The organism is Synechococcus sp. R50.1 (genome assembly GCF_047462115.1).
Classification (GTDB): domain Bacteria; phylum Cyanobacteriota; class Cyanobacteriia; order Thermostichales; family Thermostichaceae; genus Thermostichus.
The window spans coordinates 13832-36744 of sequence record NZ_JANSIN010000027.1; the positions used below are offsets into that span (position 1 = coordinate 13832).

Annotated in this window: 26 protein-coding genes and 1 pseudogene; 9 read left to right on the forward strand and 18 right to left on the reverse strand. The window is 59.4% G+C overall.

The annotated features are described in order from the left end of the window. Positions 1 to 213: 213 nt before the first annotated feature. Positions 214 to 834 (forward strand): uracil-DNA glycosylase, encoded by a 621-nt coding sequence (locus NW870_RS08290; RefSeq protein ID WP_414331024.1) that lies wholly within the window; start codon positions 214 to 216, stop codon positions 832 to 834. Positions 835 to 881: 47 nt separating this feature from the next. On the opposite strand, the gene NW870_RS08295 is transcribed toward NW870_RS08290, so the two are convergent. Both NW870_RS08295 and NW870_RS08300 read right to left on the reverse strand, forming a co-directional pair. After that, on the reverse strand, positions 882 to 1739 hold the full coding sequence (locus tag NW870_RS08295; RefSeq protein WP_414331017.1) for a methyltransferase domain-containing protein: 858 nt from the start codon (positions 1737 to 1739) through the stop codon (positions 882 to 884). A gap of 126 nt (positions 1740 to 1865) precedes the next feature. Next, a complete protein-coding gene (locus tag NW870_RS08300; protein ID WP_414331020.1) occupies positions 1866 to 2660 on the reverse strand; it encodes a CDP-alcohol phosphatidyltransferase family protein in 795 nt (264 codons plus the stop codon). Positions 2661 to 2958: 298 nt separating this feature from the next. Between NW870_RS08300 and NW870_RS08305 the strand changes: the two genes are divergently transcribed. Beyond that, complete coding sequence (locus tag NW870_RS08305; protein WP_414344385.1) at positions 2959 to 3942, forward strand: ABC transporter ATP-binding protein; 984 nt, start codon at positions 2959 to 2961, stop codon at positions 3940 to 3942. 74 nt (positions 3943 to 4016) lie between these two features. Here the strand turns inward: NW870_RS08305 and NW870_RS08310 are convergent, their stop codons facing one another. The 3 genes from NW870_RS08310 to NW870_RS08320 form a co-directional block, all read right to left on the reverse strand. Next, complete coding sequence (locus NW870_RS08310) at positions 4017 to 5132, reverse strand: glycosyltransferase family 4 protein (RefSeq protein WP_414374814.1); 1116 nt, start codon at positions 5130 to 5132, stop codon at positions 4017 to 4019. Positions 5133 to 5271: 139 nt separating this feature from the next. Further along, entirely contained in the window at positions 5272 to 5412 is a 141-nt protein-coding gene (locus NW870_RS08315; protein ID WP_414344387.1) for a hypothetical protein, read from the reverse strand. Between the two features lie 131 nt (positions 5413 to 5543). Beyond that, positions 5544 to 6275, reverse strand: a complete 732-nt coding sequence (locus NW870_RS08320; RefSeq protein WP_414344389.1) for a M50 family metallopeptidase — start codon at positions 6273 to 6275, stop codon at positions 5544 to 5546. A gap of 176 nt (positions 6276 to 6451) precedes the next feature. On the opposite strand from NW870_RS08320, the gene NW870_RS08325 reads away from it, so the two are divergent. Beyond that, positions 6452 to 7078 carry a class I SAM-dependent methyltransferase gene (locus NW870_RS08325; RefSeq protein WP_414350085.1) on the forward strand — a complete coding sequence of 209 codons (627 nt, stop codon included), beginning with the start codon at positions 6452 to 6454 and terminating at the stop codon, positions 7076 to 7078. A gap of 86 nt (positions 7079 to 7164) precedes the next feature. Here NW870_RS08325 and NW870_RS08330 read toward each other — a convergent pair whose 3' ends face one another. From NW870_RS08330 to NW870_RS08350, 5 genes are all read right to left on the reverse strand, one after another. Then, positions 7165 to 7992 (reverse strand): thiazole synthase, encoded by an 828-nt coding sequence (locus tag NW870_RS08330; protein ID WP_414374816.1) that lies wholly within the window; start codon positions 7990 to 7992, stop codon positions 7165 to 7167. Positions 7993 to 8034: 42 nt separating this feature from the next. Further along, positions 8035 to 8232: a sulfur carrier protein ThiS gene (thiS, locus tag NW870_RS08335; RefSeq protein WP_414350083.1), complete on the reverse strand. Its 198-nt coding sequence runs from the start codon at positions 8230 to 8232 to the stop codon at positions 8035 to 8037. Continuing rightward, the gene (locus NW870_RS08340) at positions 8220 to 9488 is read right to left on the reverse strand and encodes an FAD-dependent oxidoreductase (protein WP_414374818.1); all 1269 of its coding nucleotides are present in this window, start codon (positions 9486 to 9488) and stop codon (positions 8220 to 8222) included. The genes thiS and NW870_RS08340 overlap by 13 nt, the downstream gene beginning before the upstream one ends. Positions 9489 to 9725: 237 nt before the next feature. Continuing rightward, entirely contained in the window at positions 9726 to 10583 is an 858-nt protein-coding gene (gene nadC, locus NW870_RS08345) for a carboxylating nicotinate-nucleotide diphosphorylase (protein WP_414357502.1), read from the reverse strand. Positions 10584 to 10914: 331 nt separating this feature from the next. Then, positions 10915 to 11340 carry a hypothetical protein gene (locus tag NW870_RS08350; RefSeq protein ID WP_414374820.1) on the reverse strand — a complete coding sequence of 142 codons (426 nt, stop codon included), beginning with the start codon at positions 11338 to 11340 and terminating at the stop codon, positions 10915 to 10917. A 148-nt stretch (positions 11341 to 11488) separates the two neighbouring features. Between NW870_RS08350 and NW870_RS08355 the strand changes: the two genes are divergently transcribed. Further along, positions 11489 to 12064, forward strand: coding sequence for a pseudouridine synthase (locus tag NW870_RS08355; protein ID WP_414374822.1), 576 nt, complete (start codon positions 11489 to 11491; stop codon positions 12062 to 12064). Positions 12065 to 12489: 425 nt separating this feature from the next. Here NW870_RS08355 and NW870_RS08360 read toward each other — a convergent pair whose 3' ends face one another. The 3 genes from NW870_RS08360 to NW870_RS08370 form a co-directional block, all read right to left on the reverse strand. Then, complete coding sequence (locus NW870_RS08360; RefSeq protein ID WP_414357505.1) at positions 12490 to 13839, reverse strand: adenylosuccinate synthase; 1350 nt, start codon at positions 13837 to 13839, stop codon at positions 12490 to 12492. Positions 13840 to 14356: 517 nt separating this feature from the next. Beyond that, the gene (locus NW870_RS08365; RefSeq protein WP_414374824.1) at positions 14357 to 14941 is read right to left on the reverse strand and encodes an SRPBCC family protein; all 585 of its coding nucleotides are present in this window, start codon (positions 14939 to 14941) and stop codon (positions 14357 to 14359) included. Positions 14942 to 15092: 151 nt separating this feature from the next. Further along, the gene (locus tag NW870_RS08370; RefSeq protein WP_414374826.1) at positions 15093 to 15338 is read right to left on the reverse strand and encodes a hypothetical protein; all 246 of its coding nucleotides are present in this window, start codon (positions 15336 to 15338) and stop codon (positions 15093 to 15095) included. Between the two features lie 156 nt (positions 15339 to 15494). On the opposite strand from NW870_RS08370, the gene NW870_RS08375 reads away from it, so the two are divergent. After that, on the forward strand, positions 15495 to 15584 hold the full coding sequence (locus NW870_RS08375) for a cytochrome b6-f complex subunit PetN (protein WP_244349857.1): 90 nt from the start codon (positions 15495 to 15497) through the stop codon (positions 15582 to 15584). Positions 15585 to 15675: 91 nt separating this feature from the next. Next, on the forward strand, positions 15676 to 15837 hold the full coding sequence (locus tag NW870_RS08380; RefSeq protein WP_011434030.1) for a hypothetical protein: 162 nt from the start codon (positions 15676 to 15678) through the stop codon (positions 15835 to 15837). Positions 15838 to 15860: 23 nt separating this feature from the next. Here NW870_RS08380 and NW870_RS08385 read toward each other — a convergent pair whose 3' ends face one another. The 3 genes from NW870_RS08385 to NW870_RS08395 form a co-directional block, all read right to left on the reverse strand. Next, entirely contained in the window at positions 15861 to 16232 is a 372-nt protein-coding gene (locus NW870_RS08385; RefSeq protein WP_414357508.1) for a DUF309 domain-containing protein, read from the reverse strand. A 4-nt stretch (positions 16233 to 16236) separates the two neighbouring features. Beyond that, positions 16237 to 18741 (reverse strand): GAF domain-containing protein, encoded by a 2505-nt coding sequence (locus NW870_RS08390; RefSeq protein WP_414374827.1) that lies wholly within the window; start codon positions 18739 to 18741, stop codon positions 16237 to 16239. Positions 18742 to 18985: 244 nt separating this feature from the next. After that, positions 18986 to 19798: a TatD family hydrolase gene (locus tag NW870_RS08395; RefSeq protein ID WP_414344800.1), complete on the reverse strand. Its 813-nt coding sequence runs from the start codon at positions 19796 to 19798 to the stop codon at positions 18986 to 18988. A 174-nt stretch (positions 19799 to 19972) separates the two neighbouring features. Here NW870_RS08395 and NW870_RS08400 point away from each other — a divergent pair, with 174 nt between their 5' ends. Next, complete coding sequence (locus tag NW870_RS08400; protein WP_041437584.1) at positions 19973 to 20560, forward strand: thioredoxin family protein; 588 nt, start codon at positions 19973 to 19975, stop codon at positions 20558 to 20560. On the opposite strand, the gene NW870_RS08405 is transcribed toward NW870_RS08400, so the two are convergent. After that, a complete protein-coding gene (locus NW870_RS08405; protein ID WP_414374829.1) occupies positions 20545 to 21393 on the reverse strand; it encodes an inositol monophosphatase family protein in 849 nt (282 codons plus the stop codon). The genes NW870_RS08400 and NW870_RS08405 overlap by 16 nt on opposite strands. 23 nt (positions 21394 to 21416) lie before the next feature. Between NW870_RS08405 and NW870_RS08410 the strand changes: the two genes are divergently transcribed. Together NW870_RS08410 and NW870_RS08415 are read left to right on the forward strand one after the other, a co-directional pair. After that, entirely contained in the window at positions 21417 to 22055 is a 639-nt protein-coding gene (locus NW870_RS08410; RefSeq protein ID WP_414374831.1) for a biotin transporter BioY, read from the forward strand. A 170-nt stretch (positions 22056 to 22225) separates the two neighbouring features. Beyond that, positions 22226 to 22666, forward strand: coding sequence for a hypothetical protein (locus tag NW870_RS08415; protein WP_414374832.1), 441 nt, complete (start codon positions 22226 to 22228; stop codon positions 22664 to 22666). 98 nt (positions 22667 to 22764) lie between these two features. Here NW870_RS08415 and NW870_RS08420 read toward each other — a convergent pair. After that, a pseudogene (locus NW870_RS08420) lies at positions 22765 to 22913 on the reverse strand (RNA-guided endonuclease TnpB family protein); the annotation flags it as partial.

Sequence of the window (22913 nt, forward strand, 5' to 3'; positions counted from 1 at the left end):
GTAAAGGTTCTCCCCTGCCGGCAGGTTGGCCTTGAGCTTGACAAGGGCGGGGGAGCAATCGAAGATCGCTGCACAAGGAAACCTCGACTTGCAATGGCTGCCAAGAAAAAACCGCCGGAGCTTCAGCCCAGCCTGTTTGACGATCCCATCGAGCCGCCAGCCCCGGCGGAGGAGACACTCCCCCAGTGGGATCAGATCCCCCTGTCGGCCCAGGTGTCCATCCCCCCCGGCACTTACAGGGATTTGGAGCAACTGAAGCAGCATTGTTTGGTATGCCAGCGCTGCGACTTGGCAGCCAGCCGTACCCATGTGGTGGTGCATCGGGGCAACCCCAAGGCAAGGATTTTAATCATCGGAGAGGGGCCAGGGGAAAGCGAAGACCTGCAGGGGCTGCCTTTTGTGGGCAAGTCGGGACAATTGCTGGATAAAATCCTGGCTTCGGTGGGGCTGGATCCCGAGCAGGACACCTACATCTGTAATGTGGTCAAGTGCCGCCCCCCTAACAACCGCGTGCCCACCCAGGAGGAGATGGACGCCTGCCGTCCCTATCTGTTGGAGCAGATTCGCCTGGTGGATCCCTGGATTATTCTGCTCACGGGGGCCACCTCGGTGCGCTCCCTTTTGGGCGAGAAGCGAGGGATCACCAAGATCCGCGGGGAATGGATCCAGTGGCAGGGACGCTGGTGTATGCCCATTTTTCACCCGGCCTATCTGCTGCGCAACCCAGACCGCACCCCTGGCAGCCCCAAGTGGTTGATGTGGCAGGATATTCAGGCGGTGAAGCAAAAGTATCTGGAACTCACCGGCACAGCACCGCCCCAGCCCAACTTTTGAGCCCATTTCCCCAAGCGCCCCTCCTCCCAAAGGAGAGCAAGGGATCCCTACCTTGGCTGATCCCCAGGTTTGAACCCAGTCAGCAGGCCAAAGCGGAGCAAGCCGGTGGCATAAGCCCGACGCATCAGGCCCAGCCCCAGCGCCCCGCGAACGGTAACCCAGCCGCTGCGCAGCAAAGCCCAGATCCAGCGCCAGTCGCGGGCAGAAGCGATCACCTCATCCCAGAAAGGGGCCACTCGCTCCGACCAGTCGGCGCTGCGCACCTGCTCAAAGCCCACCTGTTGGGCCAGAGCCTCGTAGCTGGAGAGGCTGATCACATAGGGCAGGCAGTACACCTCGTAGATTTTCTGCAAAAGCTGTTGATCCTGCTGGCTCAGGGATCCCTCGCGGTGGCACCAGGTTACCACCATCACCTGCCCGCCCGGTTGCAATACCCGCCAGCATTCGGCCAGAAACTGCCGCTTATCCGGCATGTGCTCGCCGCTTTCCAGAGACCACACCAAATCGAAGGTGTTGTCTGCAAAGGGCATCTCCAGGGCATCGGCCACCTGAAATCGCACCATGCTGCTCAGGCCGGCCTCTTGGGCGCGCTCCCCGGCCCGCTGGGCTTGGACGGGGCTGAGGGTAATGCCCGTAACCTGTGCCCCGAAGCGCCGGGCTAACTCCAAGCTGCTTCCCCCAATGCCACAGCCAAGATCGAGAATGTGCTGGGGAGGGCAGGGATCCCCGATCTGGCCCCACTGGATAACCCTATCAATCAAGTCAATCTGAGCTTGGCGGCGATCCTTACCGGTTTGGCCCGGCTCGTAATAGCCATGGTGCATGTGCTCCCCCCACACCCGCTCCCAGAGGCCGGAGGAGGCATCGTAGAAGTGGCGAATGCGTTGGTTGAGGGTGGAGGTCATGGCGGCAGATCTCGGTCTATGGCTTTCTCATTTTGGATCCTCTTGCCCGGTGGGGCTTGATGGGGAGGTCTTGAAACCCGATTCGCGCCAGCCGGACGGAGCCATAGTAACAGACCCTTTCCGGGCTCACCTTGGAGCAGAAAGCGATCCCAGCGCCCAAACCAACCGCTGCACAGCACTCAAGAGCACCAGAATCGCCATCAGCCCAAACAAGCCCACCATGTACTCCGGGAAAAGGAAAAACAAGCCGTAGAAAAAGATGGTTTCGCTGCCCTCGATAAGCCCCGACGGCATACTTAAGCTGGTCAGTTCATCCAGGGATCCCGCCCCGACAGTGCCATCCGTCCTTGTTGCTCCGCAACGCTGTCGCGAACGCCGTTTTTCCAACAGCCCTGCCAAATACATCCAGGAGCAAAGGTTGATGTAAAAGCTGGCCAGCATCAGAGCCAGAGAAGCATAGCCCAGCAGGGATCCCTGGTGAAAGGCCAGCCCCAGGGGAACGACTGCGTAGACCACCACGTCCAGCAGCATATCCAGGTAGCCCCCCAGATCGCTTTGCCGTCCCTGCAGACGAGCCAACGTGCCGTCCAGCCCATCCATAAACCGGTTCAGCAACCACAGGCCCAGCCCCCACCCGTAGGCCCCATAAGCTGCCGCCACGCCAGAGGCCAGGCCCATGGCAAACCCCGACAGGGTAATGGCTAGGGGATGCACCTGTTGGAGAGGGGTTTGCAGCACTGGAGCCAACAGCCGCTCCTTCCACTGCCTAAGCACCTTATCCAGCAAGAAACACTCCTTTCTTATTGCTCTGCAACGCTGTTGCCGATGATCACCACCGGCTGGGATCCCAGAGGCCAGAGGCACAAAACCTCTGGATTCAATTTTCTTGCTCCGCACCGCCAACGCGATGGAAATCATCATCCCAGAATCATCCCAGATGATGAGAATGCTACTGAAGGGAGGTCAGAGCAAAGTGCTGTGCCTACGGCAAAGGAACCGCACCGCTGTTGCGAATGAAGCGGATACCTACGCGGAGTATGTTTGCTCTGGCCCCTTTCCTCTACCGGAAGTGCTGCGGCAAGCCTAGGCTGGGACAAAGCCTGTGGGTAAACTAAAGGTTAGGCTGGGTAGCCTATCGCCTGGCGGACTGTGTGCTCCTTAACTCGGTGTTCGCGGCACCTTTTTCTCCCTCAACTCCAACATACCTACGAGCGAGTCCATGAGCGAGACCCCCACTTCCCCAGCAGAAGCGTTCGCGGCACCAGAGCCGGTCATTGCCATCACCGGCCTGACCAAAACCTATCGCACAGGATTTTGGCTGAACAAGGTGGTCAGCCCTCTCAAAGATTTTTCTCTGACTGTGGCCCGCGGAGAAACCTTTGGGCTGCTGGGGCCCAACGGGGCCGGGAAAACCACCACCATCAAATGCCTACTGGGCATTGTGGAGCCCACCCGCGGCAGCGGCACTTTGCTGGGCAAACCCCTGGGGGATCGCTCCATCAAGCAACAGGTGGGATATTTGCCGGAGAACCCCTATTTTTACGATTACTTGACGGCATGGGAGTTTCTCCAGTTTGCCGGCAAGGTGTTTGGTCTGCCCAATAGCCTGTTGAAGGAGCGGATCCCGCAACTGCTGGAGCTGGTGGGGCTTTCTATAGATACGGCCCGCAAAAAACAACTGCGCACCTACTCCAAGGGCATGCTGCAGCGCACTGGCATGGCCCAAGCGCTGATCAACGACCCAGAGCTGGTGTTTCTGGATGAGCCGATGTCGGGACTGGATCCCATGGGCCGCTATCAAATGCGCGAGATCATTCTGTCCCTCAAGCAGCAGGGCAAAACGGTGTTTTTCAACAGCCATATCCTGGCGGATGTGGAAGTTATCTGCAACCGAGTCGGCCTGATCATCGGCGGCAAATTGGTGCATCAGGGAACTTTGGATGACTTGCTGGGAGAGAGCAAAAGCTATCGGGTACAGGGGCACGGTGGCGCCGTCGAACAGTTCCGCGACCGCCTAGAGCACTTCTCGATTCAGGGATCCCATTGGTCGGGGGAATGGAGTGGATCCCTACCGGAGTTGCTGAGCCTTTTGAACCAAGCGGGGGCACTGGTCACCGACTTGCATTGGCAACGGCAATCCCTAGAAGAATTCTTTGTGGAGCAAGTGCGGGCCATTGAGGGGGATCATCCGGTCTCTGCGTAGACTGGCCGCTGGCGTTGGAGAGAGCAAGGCGGAGTCCTCATGTGCCCCGAGCCTTTCCCACTAGGGAACCACTGCTAGCCGGCGGCAATGACGGATCGGTAGTAGTTCTCCAACTGTTGGGTGGCTGCCGACCAACTCCAGCGTTCTGCCTCTTGGCGAGCTTGCTGTCGGAAGAGCTGCCGCTGCCCGGCACTGCTGAGCAGTTGCTGGGTAACCTGGACAAAGTCGCTATCCGAATTGGGATCGAACAGAAAGCCATTGCGCCCACTGTCCACCACATCGGTAATGCCGCCGCAGCGGGGGGCGATCACCGGACAACCGGCAGCCATGGCTTCCAACAGAACCAGCCCCAAGGTCTCGGTGCGGGAGGGGAACACGAACAAATCCGCCGAAGCAAAGGCCGCTGCCAGAGACTCCCCCTGCAGATAGCCCGTAAACACCACATCGTAGCCGGCAAAATGTTGCTCCAGGGATCCCCGCTCTGGCCCATCCCCCACAATAGCTAGGCGCGCCTGCGGGATCCGCTCTAGCAACACCCGGATCCGCCCCACTTCCTTCTCAGCCGAAAGCCGCCCCACATAGAGCAAGAGAGGCCGTTCCGGTTGCCCTGCGGTGAGCCGAGCCCGCATCTCTGGACTGGCAGCCTGGGGATGAAACAACTCCGTATCCACTCCCCGCTGCCACAGTTGCACCCGCTCAATGCCGTGGGCGCTCAGCTCGTGCATCATGGCCGTCGAGGTGCAAAGATTGACCCGCGCCAAATTGTGCCCCAGCTTCAGGAGATTCCACAAAACCCCTTCCAGAAAGCCCAGCCCATAATGCTTCAGATACTTCGGCAGATGGGTATGGTAGGAGGCCACCAGCGGGATCCCCATCGTCTGGCTGTAGTAGAGGCCCCCCAATCCCAAAACTGCCGGGTTCACCACGTGGATCACATCCGGTCGGAAACGGCTGAGCAACTTGCCGATGGCCGGGCCGGGGGCAGCCAGCTTCAACTCTGGATACAGAGGCAGCGGCATCCCCGGGATCCCGTAGACCCGTGCCCGTGCAAACCGCCGGGGGGCTCCCCGGGGCGCGACGATGAGCACCGAGTTACCACGAGCGGTTAGGTGACGCACCGTGTGGCAGAGGCGGGTAACGATGCCATCCACCTTGGGCAGAAACGTCTCCGTAAATAGGGCTATGCGCATCAGGGATCCCAAGCCTACTGTTATTGCTCCGCAACGCTGCTGCGACCGCGCCACTCGGACGGAGTCCTCAAAGACTCTAGAATGAGTGTTGCACAAAACGACAACGCCGCTACGACTTCCGTCAGCAGACTTGAGTACCTCACTCCACCGGTGCAGAGTAGGGCATCGGCTCAGGTTCGGTGAAAGTCTGCACCTGGCTTTGGCCCAGCGTGTCTGCGGCGGTTTTGCTGATCAACAGTAGGGTCGCCGCCAGGGCCAGCCCGATAATATCCCGCCACATGCTCCACTCCTCAGCTCCTCACTCCTCTTGCCCATTACTGTAGCGGCGGTTTTCTCGACTTGGCAGGGATAGAGGACGGATTTTTACATAACACGAACCACTGCCAAAATTGCGGCTTTGCCCCCTGCCGGCTAGTCCCGGAACGTCAGCTGCAAGCTGGTTATCAGCAGCACCAAAGAAGAGACCGCCATCACCCCTCCCCAAAACCAGTAGGGCAAGAACAAGTTTTGGGCAATCTGGCTGGAATCGGAGTGGATCACCTGCCCGTTGATCACAGCAGAGGCCGTAAATAAGTAGTCAAGCTGGTGGTAGGTGCTCACACAGGCCTGCACCCCCAAAAACTGTGCGGCAAAGCCCCGCAACCAAGGGGAAGCCCAGCAGCCCACCGCCAAGATCCCCAGCCCAATAGCCGGGATCAGCAACAGGCCAAATAGAGAGCGCACCCAGAGCACCGCCGACAGCAACAGCAGGGATCCCAAAGCCAACAACCCCAACTGGGCAGTACCTTGACGACGAGAAGCCAGGATAAAAACCGCCCCGGCCATTGGGGGCCCCATTGGCCCACCGGCGGCCACCAAAGCTCGACCCACCGGCCCCAAAAACAAGTGCCCACTGTGAAAGGCCAACCCCGACCCGTCGGGATAGATCTCCAGACGATGAAACTCCCCACCCAACAGCACTGCCGTCAAGCCGTGGCCCATCTCATGAAACCAGGTGGCCAGAATCGTAAAAGGGTAGAGGATATAGTTGCCCCAGGGGAGCTGCCAGAGCAAGACCGTCAGACCTGCAGCAGCCACCAACCAAACCAAGCTGTGCCGGCCAGGTTTCTCGGAAGGGGAGGGAGGCAGCTCAAACTGAGTCATAGAGCAGCAGTGGGTAGACGGAAAAAAGCCTAAAACGCCTCGTCTTCTTAGACGACTGCCGGCAGAGGAGAGTTCCAAGCCAACCCCGAGAAAATCCAGAAAAACATATGTCTCAAACCAGTTTGCAATGGATGTAGGTCAGGTAGGCTGAAAAAGACTCTGAGGGATCCCTGGCGATGGCCACCTTCCTGCGGGATTGGAGCTATCAATTTCCTTGGCTTTACCGCAGCATCAGTCGCGGGGCTGCCCTGGCAGTGGGCGGATATGAGCGGTTGCGGAGATTGCCCATGCAAGGGATCCAGATTCATCCCCAGGATCGGGTGTTGGATCTCTGCTGTGGCCCGGCTGAAGTGACCCCACTGTTGGCGGAGCTGAGCCAGCAGGTTATTGGGTTGGATGCTTCACCAAGAGCCCTGGCAGCGGCCCGCAAACGCCTCCCCAAGGTGGAATTTGTGGAAGCCTTTGCCCAGGATATGCCCTTTCCCAATGCCAGCTTTGATTGGGTGCATACCAGCTTAGCCCTGCACGAATTGTCCTTCGCAGATTTGGAGCAGGTGCTGCGGGAAGTGTGGCGGGTGCTCAAGCCGGGGGGAGGACTCTTGATCCTGGATCTGCATGCGCCTCGGCAACCCCTGATCTGGCCTGGTCTGGCCCTCTTTCTGGCCCTTTTTGAAACCGAGACCGCTTGGGAGCTGCTCAAGCTGGATTTGCCCGAGTATTTGCATCAGCAGGGGTGGCAGTCCATCCGGCAAACCTTGCACGCTGGGGGAGCCCTACAGGTGATCCAAGCCCATTCGCGATAGCAGCCTGCCGAATGAGCTGCTCAACGCGCTCCACACCACTGACGAAAACCAAGAGAGATGGCAACCCTAAACAGGCCCAAAAGACTCTAGCCTTGATGCCAGAAGGGGGTGCCAAGGACGGGCGTACTGGGCTGAGCTGTCTCCTGAGGGATCATGGCCCCGGCAAGGTAAGCTCGGCGGCCTGAACGCACCGCTTCTGCAAAGGCCTCAGCCATGACCACCGGATCCCGAGCCAAAGCCACTGCCGTGTTCAGCAGCACCCCATCAAACCCCCACTCCATCACCTGGCAGGCGTGGGAGGGCAGACCCAAGCCAGCATCCACGATCAGCGGCGCCTCGATCCGCTCCCGCAGCAGGCGCAAGTTGTAGGGGTTGAGAGGGCCTTTCCCGGTGCCGATGGGGGCCGCCCAGGGCATCACCACCTCACAGCCAGCATCCAAAAGCCGCTGGCAGAGCACCAGGTCGTCGGTGCTATAGGGCAGCACCTTAAAGCCGCGCCGGACCAGCTCAGCAGCAGCAGTGGGCAGTTGCACGGGATCCGGCTGCAGCGTGTAGTCATCCCCGATCAACTCCAGCTTGATCCAGTCGGTGCCGAACACCTCCCGCGCCATCTCCGCCGTCGTGATCACCTCCTGCAGGCTGTGACAACCGGCGGTGTTGGGCAGAACCGGGATCCCCATCTTCTGCAACAGAGCCCAGAACCTCTGGGAAGTTTCTGGCCCCAGTGCCCCTTGCCGCCGCAGAGAAACCGTCAACAAACAGGGCTGCGCGCGCGCCACCGCCTGCTCCAAGATGGCCGGCGAAGGGTAGCGAGCCGTACCCAACATCAGGCGGCTGGGCAATGGTTGGCCATAGAGCACCAAGGGATCCTCATTGGCCCAAGTGGAGGGGGAAAGCTGGAGAAGGGTGGACATTGTCGGGGCAAAGTCAGGACAGAGCAGGAAGCAAGGGGGGCACTAGCCGCCAGCAACCGGAGTGACGATCTCCACCTGGTCGCCTTCTTGCAGACGGGTTTGCTCGTGCTGCGCACGTGGCACAAACTTCAGATTAACCGCTACCGCGAAAGGGCCGCTGGCCCCCACCTGAGCCACTGCTTCGGACAAAGTGGTGCCTTCCGGCAAATCGTAAGGCTTCTGGTTGATCAAGACACGCATGGCGACAGGGACTCACCGGAAAAAGGGGCAGCCTGCACCTGAAAGGGGATCCCAAGCTGCTGGGCCAAGCGACAACTGCCCTGGTGAAGATACTCCAAGACAGCATCGTGGATGGCCGGGGAGATCAGAAAGCCATGGCGATAGAGGCCGTTGATCTGCAACAGGCGAGGTGAGCGCTCCACCACGGCTGGCAAATGGTCTGCCAAGGTGGGACGACATTGGCTGCCTAATTCCAGGATACGCGCTTCGGCAAAGGCAGGATGTACGGCGTAGGCGGCGCTGAGCAACTCCAGGGCGGAGCGGACGCTCACCGGCGAGCGATCCTCAGATTCGATTTCAGTGGCCCCCACCACAAACACCTGACCCGGCTTGGGAGCGATGTAGATCGGGTAGCGAGGGTGCAACAGCCGGGTTGGGCGCCGCAAAGAGACTTCTGGGGCATACAGGCGCACCACCTCACCCCGAACTCCGCGCAGCAGTTTTTGCCCGCCCCATTCTTTTTGGGATCCCAGGCCGCGGCAATCCAAAACCCACCCACCGGTTTGCTGCTGCCAAGCTTGGGCCTGCTTCAGATCCCAAGGGCAACCCCACTCCACTTCCACCTCGTGCTGCCGCAACTTGGCCAGTAAAGCTGCCAACAGTTGGCGGTTGTCCAGTTGGCCCTCTTGGGGAAGATACAGACCCTGCACAAATCGCCCGGCTACCGATGGCTCCAGCTCCGCAATAGCCTGGGCATCCAGCGGCTGAGGGCGGGGGAGATGCGGGAGGTGTTCCCCCACAGCGGCCAGCAGGGACGAGAAACGTCTGGCTTCCCCGGCATCTTGGCGGTGCCAGAGGATCAGAGTGCCTTCTTGCTGAAAGAAAACCGGCTGCGGCAAGCTGGCCAAAAGAGAGGGCCAACGAGAAAGGGCGTAGTATCCCTGGGCCACCACACTGGCTTCGGCGATGGCAGACTCGGCTAGGGGAGCCAGCATAGCAGCGGCAAAATGGGCAGCACTGCTCTCAACAGCAGCAGCAGGAGCCGCCTCCACAATGCGGACGGGATGCCCAACCTCGACAAGGCTGGCGGCCAACAAACGCCCCATCAGCCCAGCCCCGAGGACAAGGATGGGATCCCGCTGCGCTGCCCAAGGCAAAGTGATCCCTGCTGCTGACGCAGCAGCGGATGGGCCCGTCAGGCTGGCTGCCGGATTTGTCAGAGAAGAGGAGGGTGGAAGGGTTAAAGTGCCCCGCACCACTGGCACGATGGATTCCATACTGGATCCCATGATAGGCTCTCGGGTTCTGCGATGAATCTGTTCCCACAGCATCCCAGGGGTGGGCACAGTGTTGTTCGACCACGACCCGACGGTCTACTTGAGTGGGCTGTGCGATAAAGCAAAAGCCGCTCTACTAGCTTGCTAAGGCCTACGGCCCACCAAGGGGAACCGCGTAGCGGTAGGGCGGAGCTTGTTCGCTTTAGCGGCGCGGAGCGCCAAACCCAGTTTTCTTGGTCACACCACCAGCAAAGAGAGATCCAAAGCCTTGGCCGAGTGGGTGAGAGCCCCGACGCTGACGTAATTCACGCCTGCCTCGGCCACTTGCCTGGCCCGTTCCGGGGTCATGTTGCCGCTGGCCTCGAGGGGAACTCTTCCTCCCACCCGTTGGACGGCTGTCTGGATTTCTTCCAGGGTGAAGTTATCCAAAAGGATGAGATCGGCTCCTGCTGCCAAAGCCTCTTCCAGTTCCTGGAGATCCCGCACCTCCACCTCCACCTTGAGGTGGTGGGGAGCGCCTTCCTTGGCCCGCTTGACGGCTGCCAAAACGCCTCCCGTGCCGCGGTCGCGACAGTGTTGCGTAGCAATAATGTGGTTTTCCTTAATCAAGATGCCGTCGAACAGCCCAAAGCGGTGGTTTTTGCCGCCCCCTACCCGTACTGCATACTTCTCCAGGGCGCGCAGGCCGGGAGTGGTCTTGCGGGTGTCCAGGAGCTGGGTTGAGGTTCCCCGGAGAGCCTCTACATAAGTGCGAGTGAGGGTGGCAATGCCGGACAGCCTTTGGAGAAGGTTGAGGGCCAGCCGCTCTCCTGCCAAGATGCCCCGCAGGGATCCCTTGAGGTGGGCCACTTCTTGACCGACAGCCACCCTGGCCCCTTCCTCCACCCCAGGGGTGAACTCTACCTGGGGATCCACCAGCCGAAAAACCCGCTTGGCAATCTCCAGACCGGCCAGGATCCCTGTCTCCTTGGCCAGGATTACCGCTTCACCCTCCAGTCCTGGGGGTAGGGTCAGCTCTGTGGTGAGGTCGCCGTGCCCCAGGTCTTCCCACAGCCAAGCGCGAAGGGTCTCCTCAGGTATGTAAACTTCTTCCATTTTCGGTTTGGTTTTAGGCTCCAGGATAAGCCCTACTTCTCAGCCTGAACAAGCAACAGGATCCCTCGCCTGCCCTGGCACCGCCTGTGGATTTTTCTCCCACCGGCAGGAATCTTCATCAACTGGGCAACTTGAAAGCCAATCTTGCCACTTGGATGCGGTTGGAATCTCTGCGCAATCCCTATCGAGTTCAAGTTTGGGGCAACCGTCTCGCGGCTTTGGAGATGACGCTGCGCTATGGAGAACAAACCCTGCTGAGGACATGAAGCTCCCCCCTTGCGCGACCCCATCCCATCTATCCCCAAAACTTCCCCAAAGCCGGAAAAAGCGGCTACGGGGTGTCTTTCGGCCTCTCCTCTGCTGGTTCGGGCGCTGTGTCCGGCTCCTGAGCAAGAGCAGAGTCCTCAAGGTTAGGCAAGGACTCCGTCCCGCTGGCGCGAACGGCTTCCGGGGAGGTTTCTGGCTCCTCGTTATCGCCAGGCGACGCTTCTGTGAGCACGTCGGCGGTGTGTGGCACTGAAGCAGGCTGGGCGGCAACAGGTTCCGGAGCAGAAGGAGGAGGGGCAGTTGGGATCCCGGCTTCTTCTTCAGGAACGACCGCAGGTGGTTGAGCAGCTTCTCTTTCTTCTTTTTCTTCCTTTTGCTGTTCGTAGCGGCGGCGTTTGTTGCCCTCGTCCACCAGCACGTACACCAGGCTGAGGAGAGAGAGCCCCGCTGTTCCAATCAAAACCCAAAGTAAATTGTTGTCTATGGTCATGGGGTGAGCTCCGTCAAACGCTGCTGGCGGTGGAGGGATGTTGCTCCTTAAGGCTTGATCTTACCGTTGAAGCCGCTCTGCCAAATCTTTCTGCCAAATCTTAAAGATTGGAAAGATTGGGTTCACCAGTTTTGTCATTTTGTGTGTCATGCGCTATCTCAAGTTTTACAAACCCTATGGCGTGCTCACCCAATTCACCGACCAAGCGGGACGGCCTACCCTCAAGTCTTTTATTCCGGTGCCCAAAGTTTATCCGGTGGGGCGGTTGGATCGCGACAGCGAAGGGCTGCTCCTGCTGACCGATGATGGTCGCCTCAATGCCCGCTTGATCGACCCCAAGTTCGGCCATGAGCGCACCTACTGGGTTCAGGTGGAAGGGATCCCCACCCCCCAAGCCCTGCAACAGTTGCAACAGGGGCTGATCATCCAAGGGCGAAAAACGCGCCCGGCCCAGGTTAAGGTCTTGGCTGAGGAACCCACCCTGCCGCCACGGGATCCCCCCATCCGCTTTCGCCGCTCCATCCCCACCACCTGGCTGGAACTGACGCTGCGGGAGGGTCGCAATCGCCAGGTGCGCCGCATGACTGCCGCCGTTGGGATCCCAACTTTGCGGTTGGTTCGGGTTGGACTGGGGCCTCTTTCTCTGGTGGGGCTTGCTCCCGGCCAGTGGCAAGATCTCAGCGAGGCAGAACTGGCCCAGCTACGGCAATATTGTTTTCCGTGACGTACTCCCGACTCCGACTGCTAGGTAGTACGGAGCAGGCTTCTCGCCTCAACGGGTAGCTATCGCAAGAACCCTCAGCGAGCAGACACAGGATGTCCCACCGCGTAGCTGCACCAGATTCCAACAAAGCTGTTCTGTACAGCTAGGTTGACCACAGCACAAAGACCGCCTTTCATCCCGACCCTCATGCTGATGCATAGAGGGCGAGGCTTCCCAGCGGACTAGCTAAACCATTGATTTTCTGACCCATTGCAGTTATTTCAAGTTAGATTAAGACGCTTTCAAAATGCTCCACGCTGCTTCTGCAACCACCCTCGGGCGGAAGACTTTCTCAGTGGCTCAGGCGTCTCACCCTAAACTGAAATGACTATAACTTACTGATCACTACAGTATTGTCCTTGTTCCCAATTGTGCTTGAGGCCCACTCAGTCGGGCATGAGGGCGTGGACGCGCTTGCCACCATTGGGATAGAGAAGGGCACGTTTGGGGCCGTGGATGGGATCTTCGACAATGATCGTCTGGTCGCGGCTGGCCCCTAAAGAAACAATGGCAATCGGCACCTGCATCAACTGCGCCAAAAACTTCAGGTAATCGTGGGCTTCGGGGGGCAAGTCTTGGATGGAGCGGCAATCTTTGGTGGAACATTTCCAGCCCGGCAGGGTTTCGTAGATAGGTTTGCACTGGGCGAAAACACGGGCATCGCTGGGAAAGTGACGAATTTCCCGACCCTGGTACTCGTAGGCAACGCACACCTTGATCTCATCCAAGCCATCCAGCACATCCAGCTTGGTGATGGCCAGGCAGTCTAGGCCATTGATCCGCACCGCGTAGCGCCCGATCACCCCGTCAAACCAGCCGCAGCGCCGTTGTCGTCCGGTGGTGGTGCCAAATTCAGCACCGGTTGCCCCTAGGTACGCCCCGATCTCATCTTTGAGCTCGGTGGGGAAAGGGCCTTCCCCAACGCGGGTGGTATAGGCTTTAGCCACCCCGATCACCCGGTCAATGCTGGTGGGGCCGATCCCAGCGCCAATACAAGCGCCACCGGCAATGGGATGGGAGGAGGTGACGTAGGGGTAGGTGCCGTAGTCGAGATCCAACAGGGTGCCCTGAGCCCCTTCAAACAGGATGTTCTCCCGGTCTTCGATGGCTTGGGTCAGAAGCAGGGCAGCGTCGGTAACATAGGGGCGCAGCCGCTCGGCATAGGCCAGGTATTGCTCGATGATCGGCTCGGGATCCAGGGGGGGCAGATTATAGATCTTCTCCAGCAAGACATTTTTGTAGGGAATGGCCCAACTGAGGCGTTCCCGCAACTGGTCAGGGTACATCAAGTCCACAACGCGAATGCCCATGCGCTCTGCCTTGTCGGCATAGGTGGGGCCAATACCCCGTCCGGTGGTGCCCAGCTTGTAGATGCCGCGCCGCTCCTCTTCTGCGATGTCGATGACCCGGTGGTAGGGCAGGGTAACGTGGGCTGTTTCGGCGATGAATAGGTTGTCGGTGGAAATGCCCAATTGATGCAGTTGGTCGATCTCGGCCAGCAAAACTTCGGGATCGATCACCGTGCCGCTGGCGATGATGCAGCGTTTGTCGGGGTAGAGAATGCCGGAGGGGATCAGGTGTAGCTTGAAAGTTTGCCCCGCCACCACCAGGGTATGCCCTGCATTCACCCCGCCTTGATAGCGGACGACCACATGCGCCTTTTCACTGAGGAGGTCGGTGATCTTCCCTTTTCCTTCGTCGCCCCACTGGGCACCGACAACCACGACGTTTGCCAAGAGCTTCTCCTACAGTCCGTAGACGGCACAAAAAATCCCCTTTGCGGGGGCTGCTGCACTAATCTACCGCATCGCTCCGGGCACTGTTGAGGGATCAGGACAAAAACGTTAACAATCGATTAACTTTTCTCCAGCAGGGGACAAGGTGGAGATGAACGGGATCCCCGAACCCTCTGACGAGCAAGCAGGGATCCTGCGTTGGCATGCCCCCTGCCTTTAGGCAGGGGATTCTGGTTCCTGGTTCTGCGACAGCACTTACCGTGTTGGGTTGCCCCTCCACGACAGCGGTGCTCATCTCCCCAGGCGTTACCCCTTGCAGGGCGGTTCCCTCTCGCGCCAGCGGGACGGAGTCCTTATGCCCTTAGGTACCGCTGCGAACAACCACTACAAAACCTATTGAAGCTGCATCCAGTCGTGAGACTGTTGGGTTTTTATAGCGCTCCGTGCCGCCGTAGGCGAGAGCAGTTAACTACCCTGCCACTGCGGGCAGCGTAGCACAAAGCCGCTTGGGCGCACCCTAGACGGGTTGGGAATAATCCGACAAACTCAGGCAGCGCTCTCGAATGGCCTGTAAGTTGAGGGCCAAATCTCGGCAAATGCGGCGCTCCACCAGACCGACAGGCATTCTGCGGGGGGGCTTGACCTGCAGGTGGTAGGTGAGCAAAGTCTGATGGGCCGACAAATCGGCCAGATCCCAAAACCCCTCGAAGATAAGAAAATCCCCTTGTGTTTTTTGGAAGCGAAGCTGCTGAGGAAAGATCTCCTCGATAGCCAGCACCACCGCAGCAGAAAATTGGGCAAATAAAACCTTTTGGGATCCCACTTGACGTACCAGTGTGCGGCCATTCTCACGGCCAATGACGCGACTTTCCACCAAGTTGGGAATAAACTCCGCCAGATGGTCGTAGTCGGTCAAAACCTGCCAGACCTGCTGCCGCTCCACCGGAATCAGGACGCGACCTCGCACTTGGCGGCGGCGCTCCCCCAAATCCTCCACCTCCACCTGGATGTCTGAGGACTCCGTCCCGCTGACGCCAGCAGGAATGGGGATCCCATCTTCTGGGGTGGGGTCTTGGGGATCCCATTCAGGGTCAGAAGGCATGGCGAGAACTTCAGTCGCGTAGGTGCTGTAGAGCAGTGCGGAAACCGGAGAGGGAATCGATTTTTGACCAGACCGTTGTCCACCGGCTCCAACAGGCTGGCCTTGTGAGTTATCTATTGTATCAAAGGGCTGTGTAGCAGATAGCGAGACCCTAGGGGAAGAGCGCCTTGAACCAACCGACGATCACCTGCCAAACCTGTTCTAGAAGGGCAAAGGGATCCCGCAACTCCTGCAGCACCTGCCGTGGGCCGATGTTGAAGACCACAAACAGCACGGCCAGGATGATCAGAACCCCCACCGTTGTCCAGATGGCCTCTCGAACCACCCGCACCCAAAAAACCAGCATAAAAATGGCGATGGCTACAGCGGCAACCAGCGGCAATGTGTCCAGTACCATCGGATCCCACCTCGTTTGGCTCAGATGTTTCAGATTTAACTCCACTGTAGCCAGCTTGAACTGAAAACAGGTGTTCGTAGATGTCCGTTGACAAGGGATCTCCTCTCGTAAAATGGGATCACCTCGAGATAACCCCTCTTTAGCTGGGCTAGACCTATGGACATCATCACCCTTGGCTGGATTGCCGTCCCCACCTTCTTCGTTCTTTCCATTGCCCTGGTGGTCTGGGGGCGCAACGGCATGTAATTTGTCATGCCTGGATTGAGCCTCACATCCATCTTGCATTCATCTTGTTGTTCCTGCCGCCGATATTGACGGGGTTACCCCCGCTCACACCATGGAAACCGATCTTCCCTTGGTCGCCCGCATCGCCTACGGAAGCATCTTTTTGCTGTTGACAGCCGTAACCCTGGGCGTTGGCTACATTACCTTCATCGACTGGCGGGATCGGCGGCGACGCAACGAAGTTGAGCGCAAAGCCCGTCGCTCCAAGCGCTAGCGCCGCTGTTGAGCCTGCTCAGGTTAATCTTCAACCCAACTCAGGGTGGGGACGGCCAGGTAAGGCAAGGGATCCTGGGGTTGCAGTTGAGAAAGATGCCGCAGGATGCCCTGGTTAGCCTGCCACAGGGCTTGCACATCCCATCCAGCGTAGGTGGGCAGAAAGTCCGCCAGCTTGCGGTTAGCTTCCCCCAGCAGGATCATGCAGCCGCGGCGGTTGCCGTTTTGCAGGTGATAGTAGGCCACGGCGGTTTGCAAAAGCCCCTGGTAGAAGCGCCGCTCTGGATCCACTGCCTCCATCCACAGGGCCTCTAGGGTGTCGTGGCAGGCGTAAAATTCCCCCCGGTTAAACTGCTCGGCGGCCAAACGCAACGCTTCTGAGTGGGCATTGCTCATGTGGCTAGGCACAGTTGTGGGCTAGGGGTGAGGTCTGCACAGGCAGGGATCCCTGCGGCAACACCAGGGTAAAGCAGGTTTTGCCTTGAGAGCTCTCCACTGAGACGCTGCCCCCCAACCGCTGCATCCACTGCTTGACCAAAGCCAGGCCCAGGCCGGTGCCGCCCCGTTTCCAGGGATCCCCGCTGGGGATGCGGTAGAACTTCTCGAAGATGCGCTCCTGCTCGGCAGGGGGAATTTCCACCCCCTCGTTGATCACCCGGATTTCCACCTGCTGCGGGCCAGAGCGCTGCGCTGTTACCCAGATGTTGCACCTTGGGGGAGTATACTTGCAGGCGTTGTTGACCAGCTCCTGCACCACCCGCTCCAGGCCACCTTGATCGGTGAGCACCTTGCCCACATTTGGCGCAATCTGCCACTGCAACCGTTGCTGGTTGGCCTGGGCCCGCTGTAGAAACGGCTCCAGCACGCTGGGCAGCCAGGTTGCCAGCGGCACTTCTTCCAGATGGAGCGTTTTGGATCCCTGCTCCAACCGCTGCAGATCCAGCAGGTCGTTCACCAATTCCGCCTCCCGCTCACACTCCTGCTCCAAAATCTTGAGATATTGCTCTCGTTTTTGGGGGGCGCGGGCGGTTTTCAGCAGTTGGATGGCCATCTTCATGTTGGTGATGGGGGTGCGCAGCTCATGGGAGACTGTGCTCAAAAAATCGTCTTTGAGGCGGTTGAGGCGCTCCAGCTCACCAATTTGCTGCACAGAAGCCTGGTAGAGGCGGGCCTGGCGGATGGCAATGGCGCAGTGATCCGCCACCTGCTGCACCACCTGCACCTCCAGTTCATCAAAGCACTCGGCTGCCGGCTTCGCCAGCCAGAGATCCCCCAGCACCCCTTGGTCATCCCGCAGCGGGCACACCAGCAGGGTCAGCCCTTCCCGACGGGGGATCCAGCCCTGCCCAGGCAAGTGGCAGAATTGCACCGCTTGACCCCCTTGCAGGTGCCGGTAAAGATCGGGGTAGTCGGCCAAGGTCAGGGTGATCCCGCCGACGGGCGGTAGGGCAGAGGTGTATTCGTAGCGCACCGTGGCTTGGCCGGCTGCCCAATCGTAGAGACAGAGATCGCACCCTTGGATGGACAGCCCCAGAGCCAATTCTTGCACCACTGCCCGCAGGATCTGGGCTTCCTCCAAACTGCTGCGCACCTGGTCGGTGACCCGCTGCAAGAGGGCATCCATAGCCAGAGATCGCTGCAGGGCCGCCGTCCGCTCCTGCACCTCCTGCTCCAGACGGGCGTTGAGGGTTTGCAACTGCCGGTAGAGCTGATTTTGCGTAATGGACAGGGCCAAATGTACCCCGACCCGACTCATCAGCTCTTGCTCTGCAGCTGACCAAGCCTTAGGCTCGTCAATTTTCAGCTCCCGCCAGGCAGCAAAAGAGATCAAAGGCAGTTCTTGTCTGGGATCCCCCTGAGCAAACCAACGGTAACCCGCCCAGTGGGTTTCTTGGCAGATGGCCGCGCGAAACACGCTCAGCCAGCCCACGGGCTGGTCATTCCAGACAAGCTGTACCATCAGCAGGCCACGAATGGGCGTCTGCTTCATCTGCTCTTGCAGCTCCGGCCATTTCTCCAAGTGGGATAGCGACCACATCTTCACCCAGCCCCCCGCTCCTCCGGCCCTTCCGAGCTGCTCCTGTAGCCAGGTGTCGTAGCTGGCCGGGGGTTGCACGCCATGACAACAGAGGGTGTCTGCGCCCATAAAGTGGATCCGCAGCCGCGCCCCGATCCCCTGCAAACCGGCAGCAAGCTGCTCCAGCACCGTAGTCAAGGTCGTCTCCGGGTGTAGGGGCGAATAAACCAGGGCAGCAATTTGGTTGATGAGGCGTTCCTGCTGCGCCTTCTGCCGCGCCTGCTCCAGCAATTCCGCCTGAGCAATGGCAATGGAAACTTGATCCGCCAGCAACTGCACCACCTGCAGCTCTTCTTGGGAGTAGGGACGAGGCTCAGCATGATGGGAGACCAACAGCCCCCATAGCTCCTGGTGATGCATCAGGGGAACCACCAAGGAAGAGGCCACCCCCATGGATTTCAAATAGTGAACATGGCAGGGATCCACAGGCCGCTGTAGCGGCTCGCCCAGCTGATCCCTAGCAGAGAACCCCCAGGACTCCGGCTGGCTGATGGAACGGCTCTGCGCCTCCACATCCACAATCACCCGCGCCTGGGCCGAACGAAACAACCGCCGCGCCTCCTCGGGAATGTCCCCTGCCGGAAAAGTCAGCCCCAAGAGCGAGGGCAGCCGCTCCCCGCCTCGTGCTTCCGCCACCACCGTCCCATGCCCTTCCGGGTCGAAGCGGTACACCTTCACCCGATCCGTACCCAAAAAGGCGCGCACCTCCTCCACCGTCGCCCTCAGGATCTGATCCAGCTCCAGGGATTGCCGAATCTGGTGGGTGATGCGGTTGATGAGGGCGTCTCGGCTGGGTCGAGCTGCGGCAGCCCGCGTTTTGGTATCCATAGTTGCAAGCCCCTAGCCCCTGGAATTAGCGGAGAGCATCTAGAAACTAGAAAAATATCTAGAAATACATTCCTTTTTTCCAGCATAGGATGCCTTTGAGAAGAGCAGTCGGAGTTCAAAAGAAAAGTTAAAGAAAAAGTTAAAAATGGTAACTCAGGGTTTCCCGGGTTGGAATCGTCTGAGATCGGGTGAGATCTAGGGTCGGGAATGGCCTACGGCTCACCCGCGCCCTCGGAAAGCAGAGCTAGAGGAGAGGCAGCTGAAACAGGCGAGCGGCATTTTGGCTGGTTTCTTCTGCCAGTTTTTCCGGTGGGATTCCCAACAGCTCCGCCAAGGTTTGGGCCACCCGCTGCACATAGGCCGGCTCATTGCGTTTGCCGCGGAAGGGGGTGGGAGCCAGAAAAGGGCAATCGGTTTCCACCAAAAGCTGGGATAGGGGCACCTCCAAGGCCGACCGGCGGACAGTCTCGGCGTTCTTGAAAGTAACAATGCCGCTGAAGCTAATGAAGCAGCCCAGCTCGACAAACAGCCGCGTCTCCTCCGGGGATCCGCTCCAGCAATGCATCACCGCCCGCACTGGCCCCCCCGTGGCCATGGCCTCCTTGAGGATGGCGTAGGTGGCTGCTGCCGCCTCGCGGCAATGGACGATCAACGCCAGATCCTGCGCTTGGGCAATGGCAATCTGGGCCCAGAAGGATTCTTTTTGCCGCTCGATATCCGCCGGGTTGGACTTGTAGAAATCCAGGCCCGTCTCCCCGATAGCCACCACTCGCTCGTCGCTGGCGGCCAGGTGGGCGATCTTTTCGGCCAAATCGGGCTGCCACTGGCCCGCCTCCAAAGGGTGCAGCCCCACCGACAAAAATACTTCCGGATACTGGTCGGCAATGGCCTGCAACTGGGGGAATTCTGCCGGTGTTACACAAGAATGCACCAAACGCCGGATCCCCGTCTGACGCCAGCGCTCGGCCACCTGGGGCAGATCCGCGGCAAAATCGGGGTAATTGAGGTGGACGTGAGTATCCACCAAAGGAGCAGCAGGTAAGACGGCGGTGCTCAAGGCTCAGCTCCCCAACAATCGTGTTGCCAACCTTATCCAATTGTAAAAGCTGTCCCCGGCCTGCTTGGGATCCCTTCTGGCGCTCCCGTTTGCCGGCGAGATCCCCTTGCGACGGCTCCTGGGGGGGCAGGATGATCCACAATGATTGAGGAAACCTTACGCTGGAGGTTTGTTATGGCCCGTACCCCCTCAACCATGCTGCCTTTGGGCACCCCAGCCCCTGACTTCAGCCTGCCGGATGTGGTGAGCGGCCAAACCATCTCCCTCTCCACCTTTGCCGACAAGCCGGCCCTGCTGGTGATGTTCATCTGCCAGCACTGTCCCTATGTGAAGCACGTGCAAGAGGAGCTGGCCCGCCTTGGCAGAGATTACAAGGATCGCGGCGTCGGCATTGTAGCCATCAGCGCCAACGATGTGGAGAAATACCCGGATGACAGCCCAGAGAACTTGAAGAAGATGGCCGAGACCTTGGGCTTTACCTTCCCCTTCTGCTACGACGAAACCCAAGAGGTGGCCAAAGCCTTCACCGCCGCCTGCACCCCCGACTTTTTCTTGTTCGACGCGGATCGCAAGTTGGTCTATCGGGGTCAACTGGACGACAGCCGTCCCAGCCTGACCGATGTGCCGGTGACGGGCAAAGATTTGCGGGCGGCGCTGGATAACCTTCTGGCCGGCAAGCCCATCGATCCCGACCAAAAGCCCAGCCTGGGCTGCAACATCAAGTGGAAACCTGGCAATGAGCCTGCTTATTTCGCTGGGTAGATCCCGCTTTTTTGAATCGCGGCCAGGGCCTGTCGATGCAAGCTGGGGTTGGCTGCCGCCAACACTTCTCCCGTGGAGGTGCGGGTTAAGGGATCCCCTCGCCAATCGGTAATCACGCCACCGGATCCCTCAATCACCGGCACAAGGGCAGCAAAATCGTAGAGGGCAAGGCCACACTCCATCACCAGATCCACACAGCCGCTGGCCAACAGGCCGTACTGGTAGCCATCGCCGCCATAGGAGGTGATGTGAACCGCCTGGCTGAGCCCCTGGAAGCACCGTTGTTGGTCGGGTTGGGTGAACAAATCAGGGGTGGTACAGCTCAAGTAGGCGCGGCTGAGGTCGGTATTGGCCTTGGTTTGAGCAGCCTGTCGGTGAGAGGGGGTCATCCATTGGGTGGGTTGTCCCCGCACCCCCAGCCAGCGTTCCCGCAACACCGGTTGATCGATGATGCCCAAAATGGGGCGGTCTTCTTCCAAGAGGGCAATCAAAGTGGCAAAGGTGGGCTTGCCGGTGGAAAAGGCGATGGTGCCATCCAAGGGATCCAGAACCCAGGTATAGAGGGATCCCGTCTGGTGAAAACCAAACTCTTCGCCAAGGATGTTGTGTTCTGGCACTTGGGCCATCAGCAAAGCTCGCATGGCCCGCTCTGCCTCCCGGTCGGCCACCGTCACAATTGGGGAGCGGGCCTCTTTGTATTCGGCTTGCAGTTCTCCGCGAAACAGGGGGCGAATCACCGCTCCGGCAGCATCGGCCAGGGCCTGGGCCAGTTCAATCCAATCTGCCTTGACCACCTTTTGCCCACCCCATCTGCCCCTTCCCTTTCTTAGCATAGGGAAAAATTTCCTCTCGGTTTATGCGGTCTGGCTTGCTCTTAACTCCTCTGGAATGGCTTTGGACGGCGATTGGGGTCCTCCTGACCATTTTGGGCACCCTAACCCATTTGAGTTTTCCGCCCGGGCTGCCTGGGTTGGGGGGATACAGCTTCTCGCTGCAAATCGGGGGCGTGTTGCTGACGGCTTGTTTGGCGGGGCCGGTGGCGGCGGTGTGCGCCCAGATCGTCTACCTAGGGTTGGGGCTGGCAGGGCTACAGGTGTTTGCCCAAGGGGGAGGATGGCAGTACCTGTACCAGCCTGCCTTTGGCTACTTGCTGGGGTTTTTGCCAGGAGCCTGGGCCTGCGGGACAATTGCTTTTCCGCAACGGGATCCCTACCCTTCTCCCCCGGCCCACCAACGCGCTGCCGATGCCAAGCGGTGGGCAGAAGGGATCCCTGACTCCCCGGTGGGCCTCCAAGAGTTGGGATCCGGCAGCTTGGTGGCTTTGGCCTTGGTTCACCTGACCGGGATTCTCTACCTTTTGGCCACACAACCCTGGAATGGGGAGTTGCTGAGGTTGATAGGGCTTTACTCTGGCTATACTCTGCCGGGACAGCTCATCGTGGCCAGCTTTGTTGCAGTGATAGCGTTGCTGTTGCGGCGCTTGCTGCTGCTCTGAAGCGGAGGAACCAACTCTGCGCAAAGGCCCATGCAGATTTGGGTCGTGGCGCATCTTTTCTCAAGCTGCAGAGGCAGAAAGTAACTTATTAGAGCTGTGCCGCTCAAGCGGTGGTACAGACTCTGGTCAAGTCTTGTGAGGATTGACGGGTTTGCGTGAGGAACTGCGGGATGCAACGGACTGCTCTCACCCTTTTGGCCACCGGCTTTTTGGCAACCGGGCTGGCTGCCTGTGGAGATGGCGGCAGCTCAGGGGGTTCGATCCTGCCCCCACCCCAAGGCCCAACGGTTTCGTTTATCAATGCGCCCACCTCGGTGCGGGTGGGCACCTCCACGCCGGCCTTCACGGTGCAGGTGAGTGTGCCCGGCGGTGCTCGTCCAACGCAGTTCCTCGAGCTGGAAACTTTCAACCCCAGCGGCGTGCGCGTGCAAAGGGAATTCTTCAGCCCACAGCAGGCCGGCTGTAACCCTGGGGCCACCTTTTGTAGCTTCAGTACCGATTTCCGCGTTGCCCTCGGGGATCCCGTTGGCGTTTGGCAGTTCCGGATTACCGCGTTTGACCAACAGAATCGCTCCGGATCCCAGACATTGCTGATTACAGCCTTCCAGTAGGCAAGCAGAGTTGCCGGTTTTGGGGTGAGGCCACTCACTCTAGAGGGGAATGGCCGCCACAGGTCGTGCCAGCGGGACGGAGTTGCAACAAGAGTAAACTACCCGACCCTGACTGCTTCGCAGTACAGGGCGGGCTTTCGGTAGCCCTGCAGTTGGCAAGCCAACCACGAACCTCTAGGCTGGTTTACAGCAGCCCCCAAAAGCGCAATCACATTCGCACCATTCAAATCCGCATCCCCTTCCCATC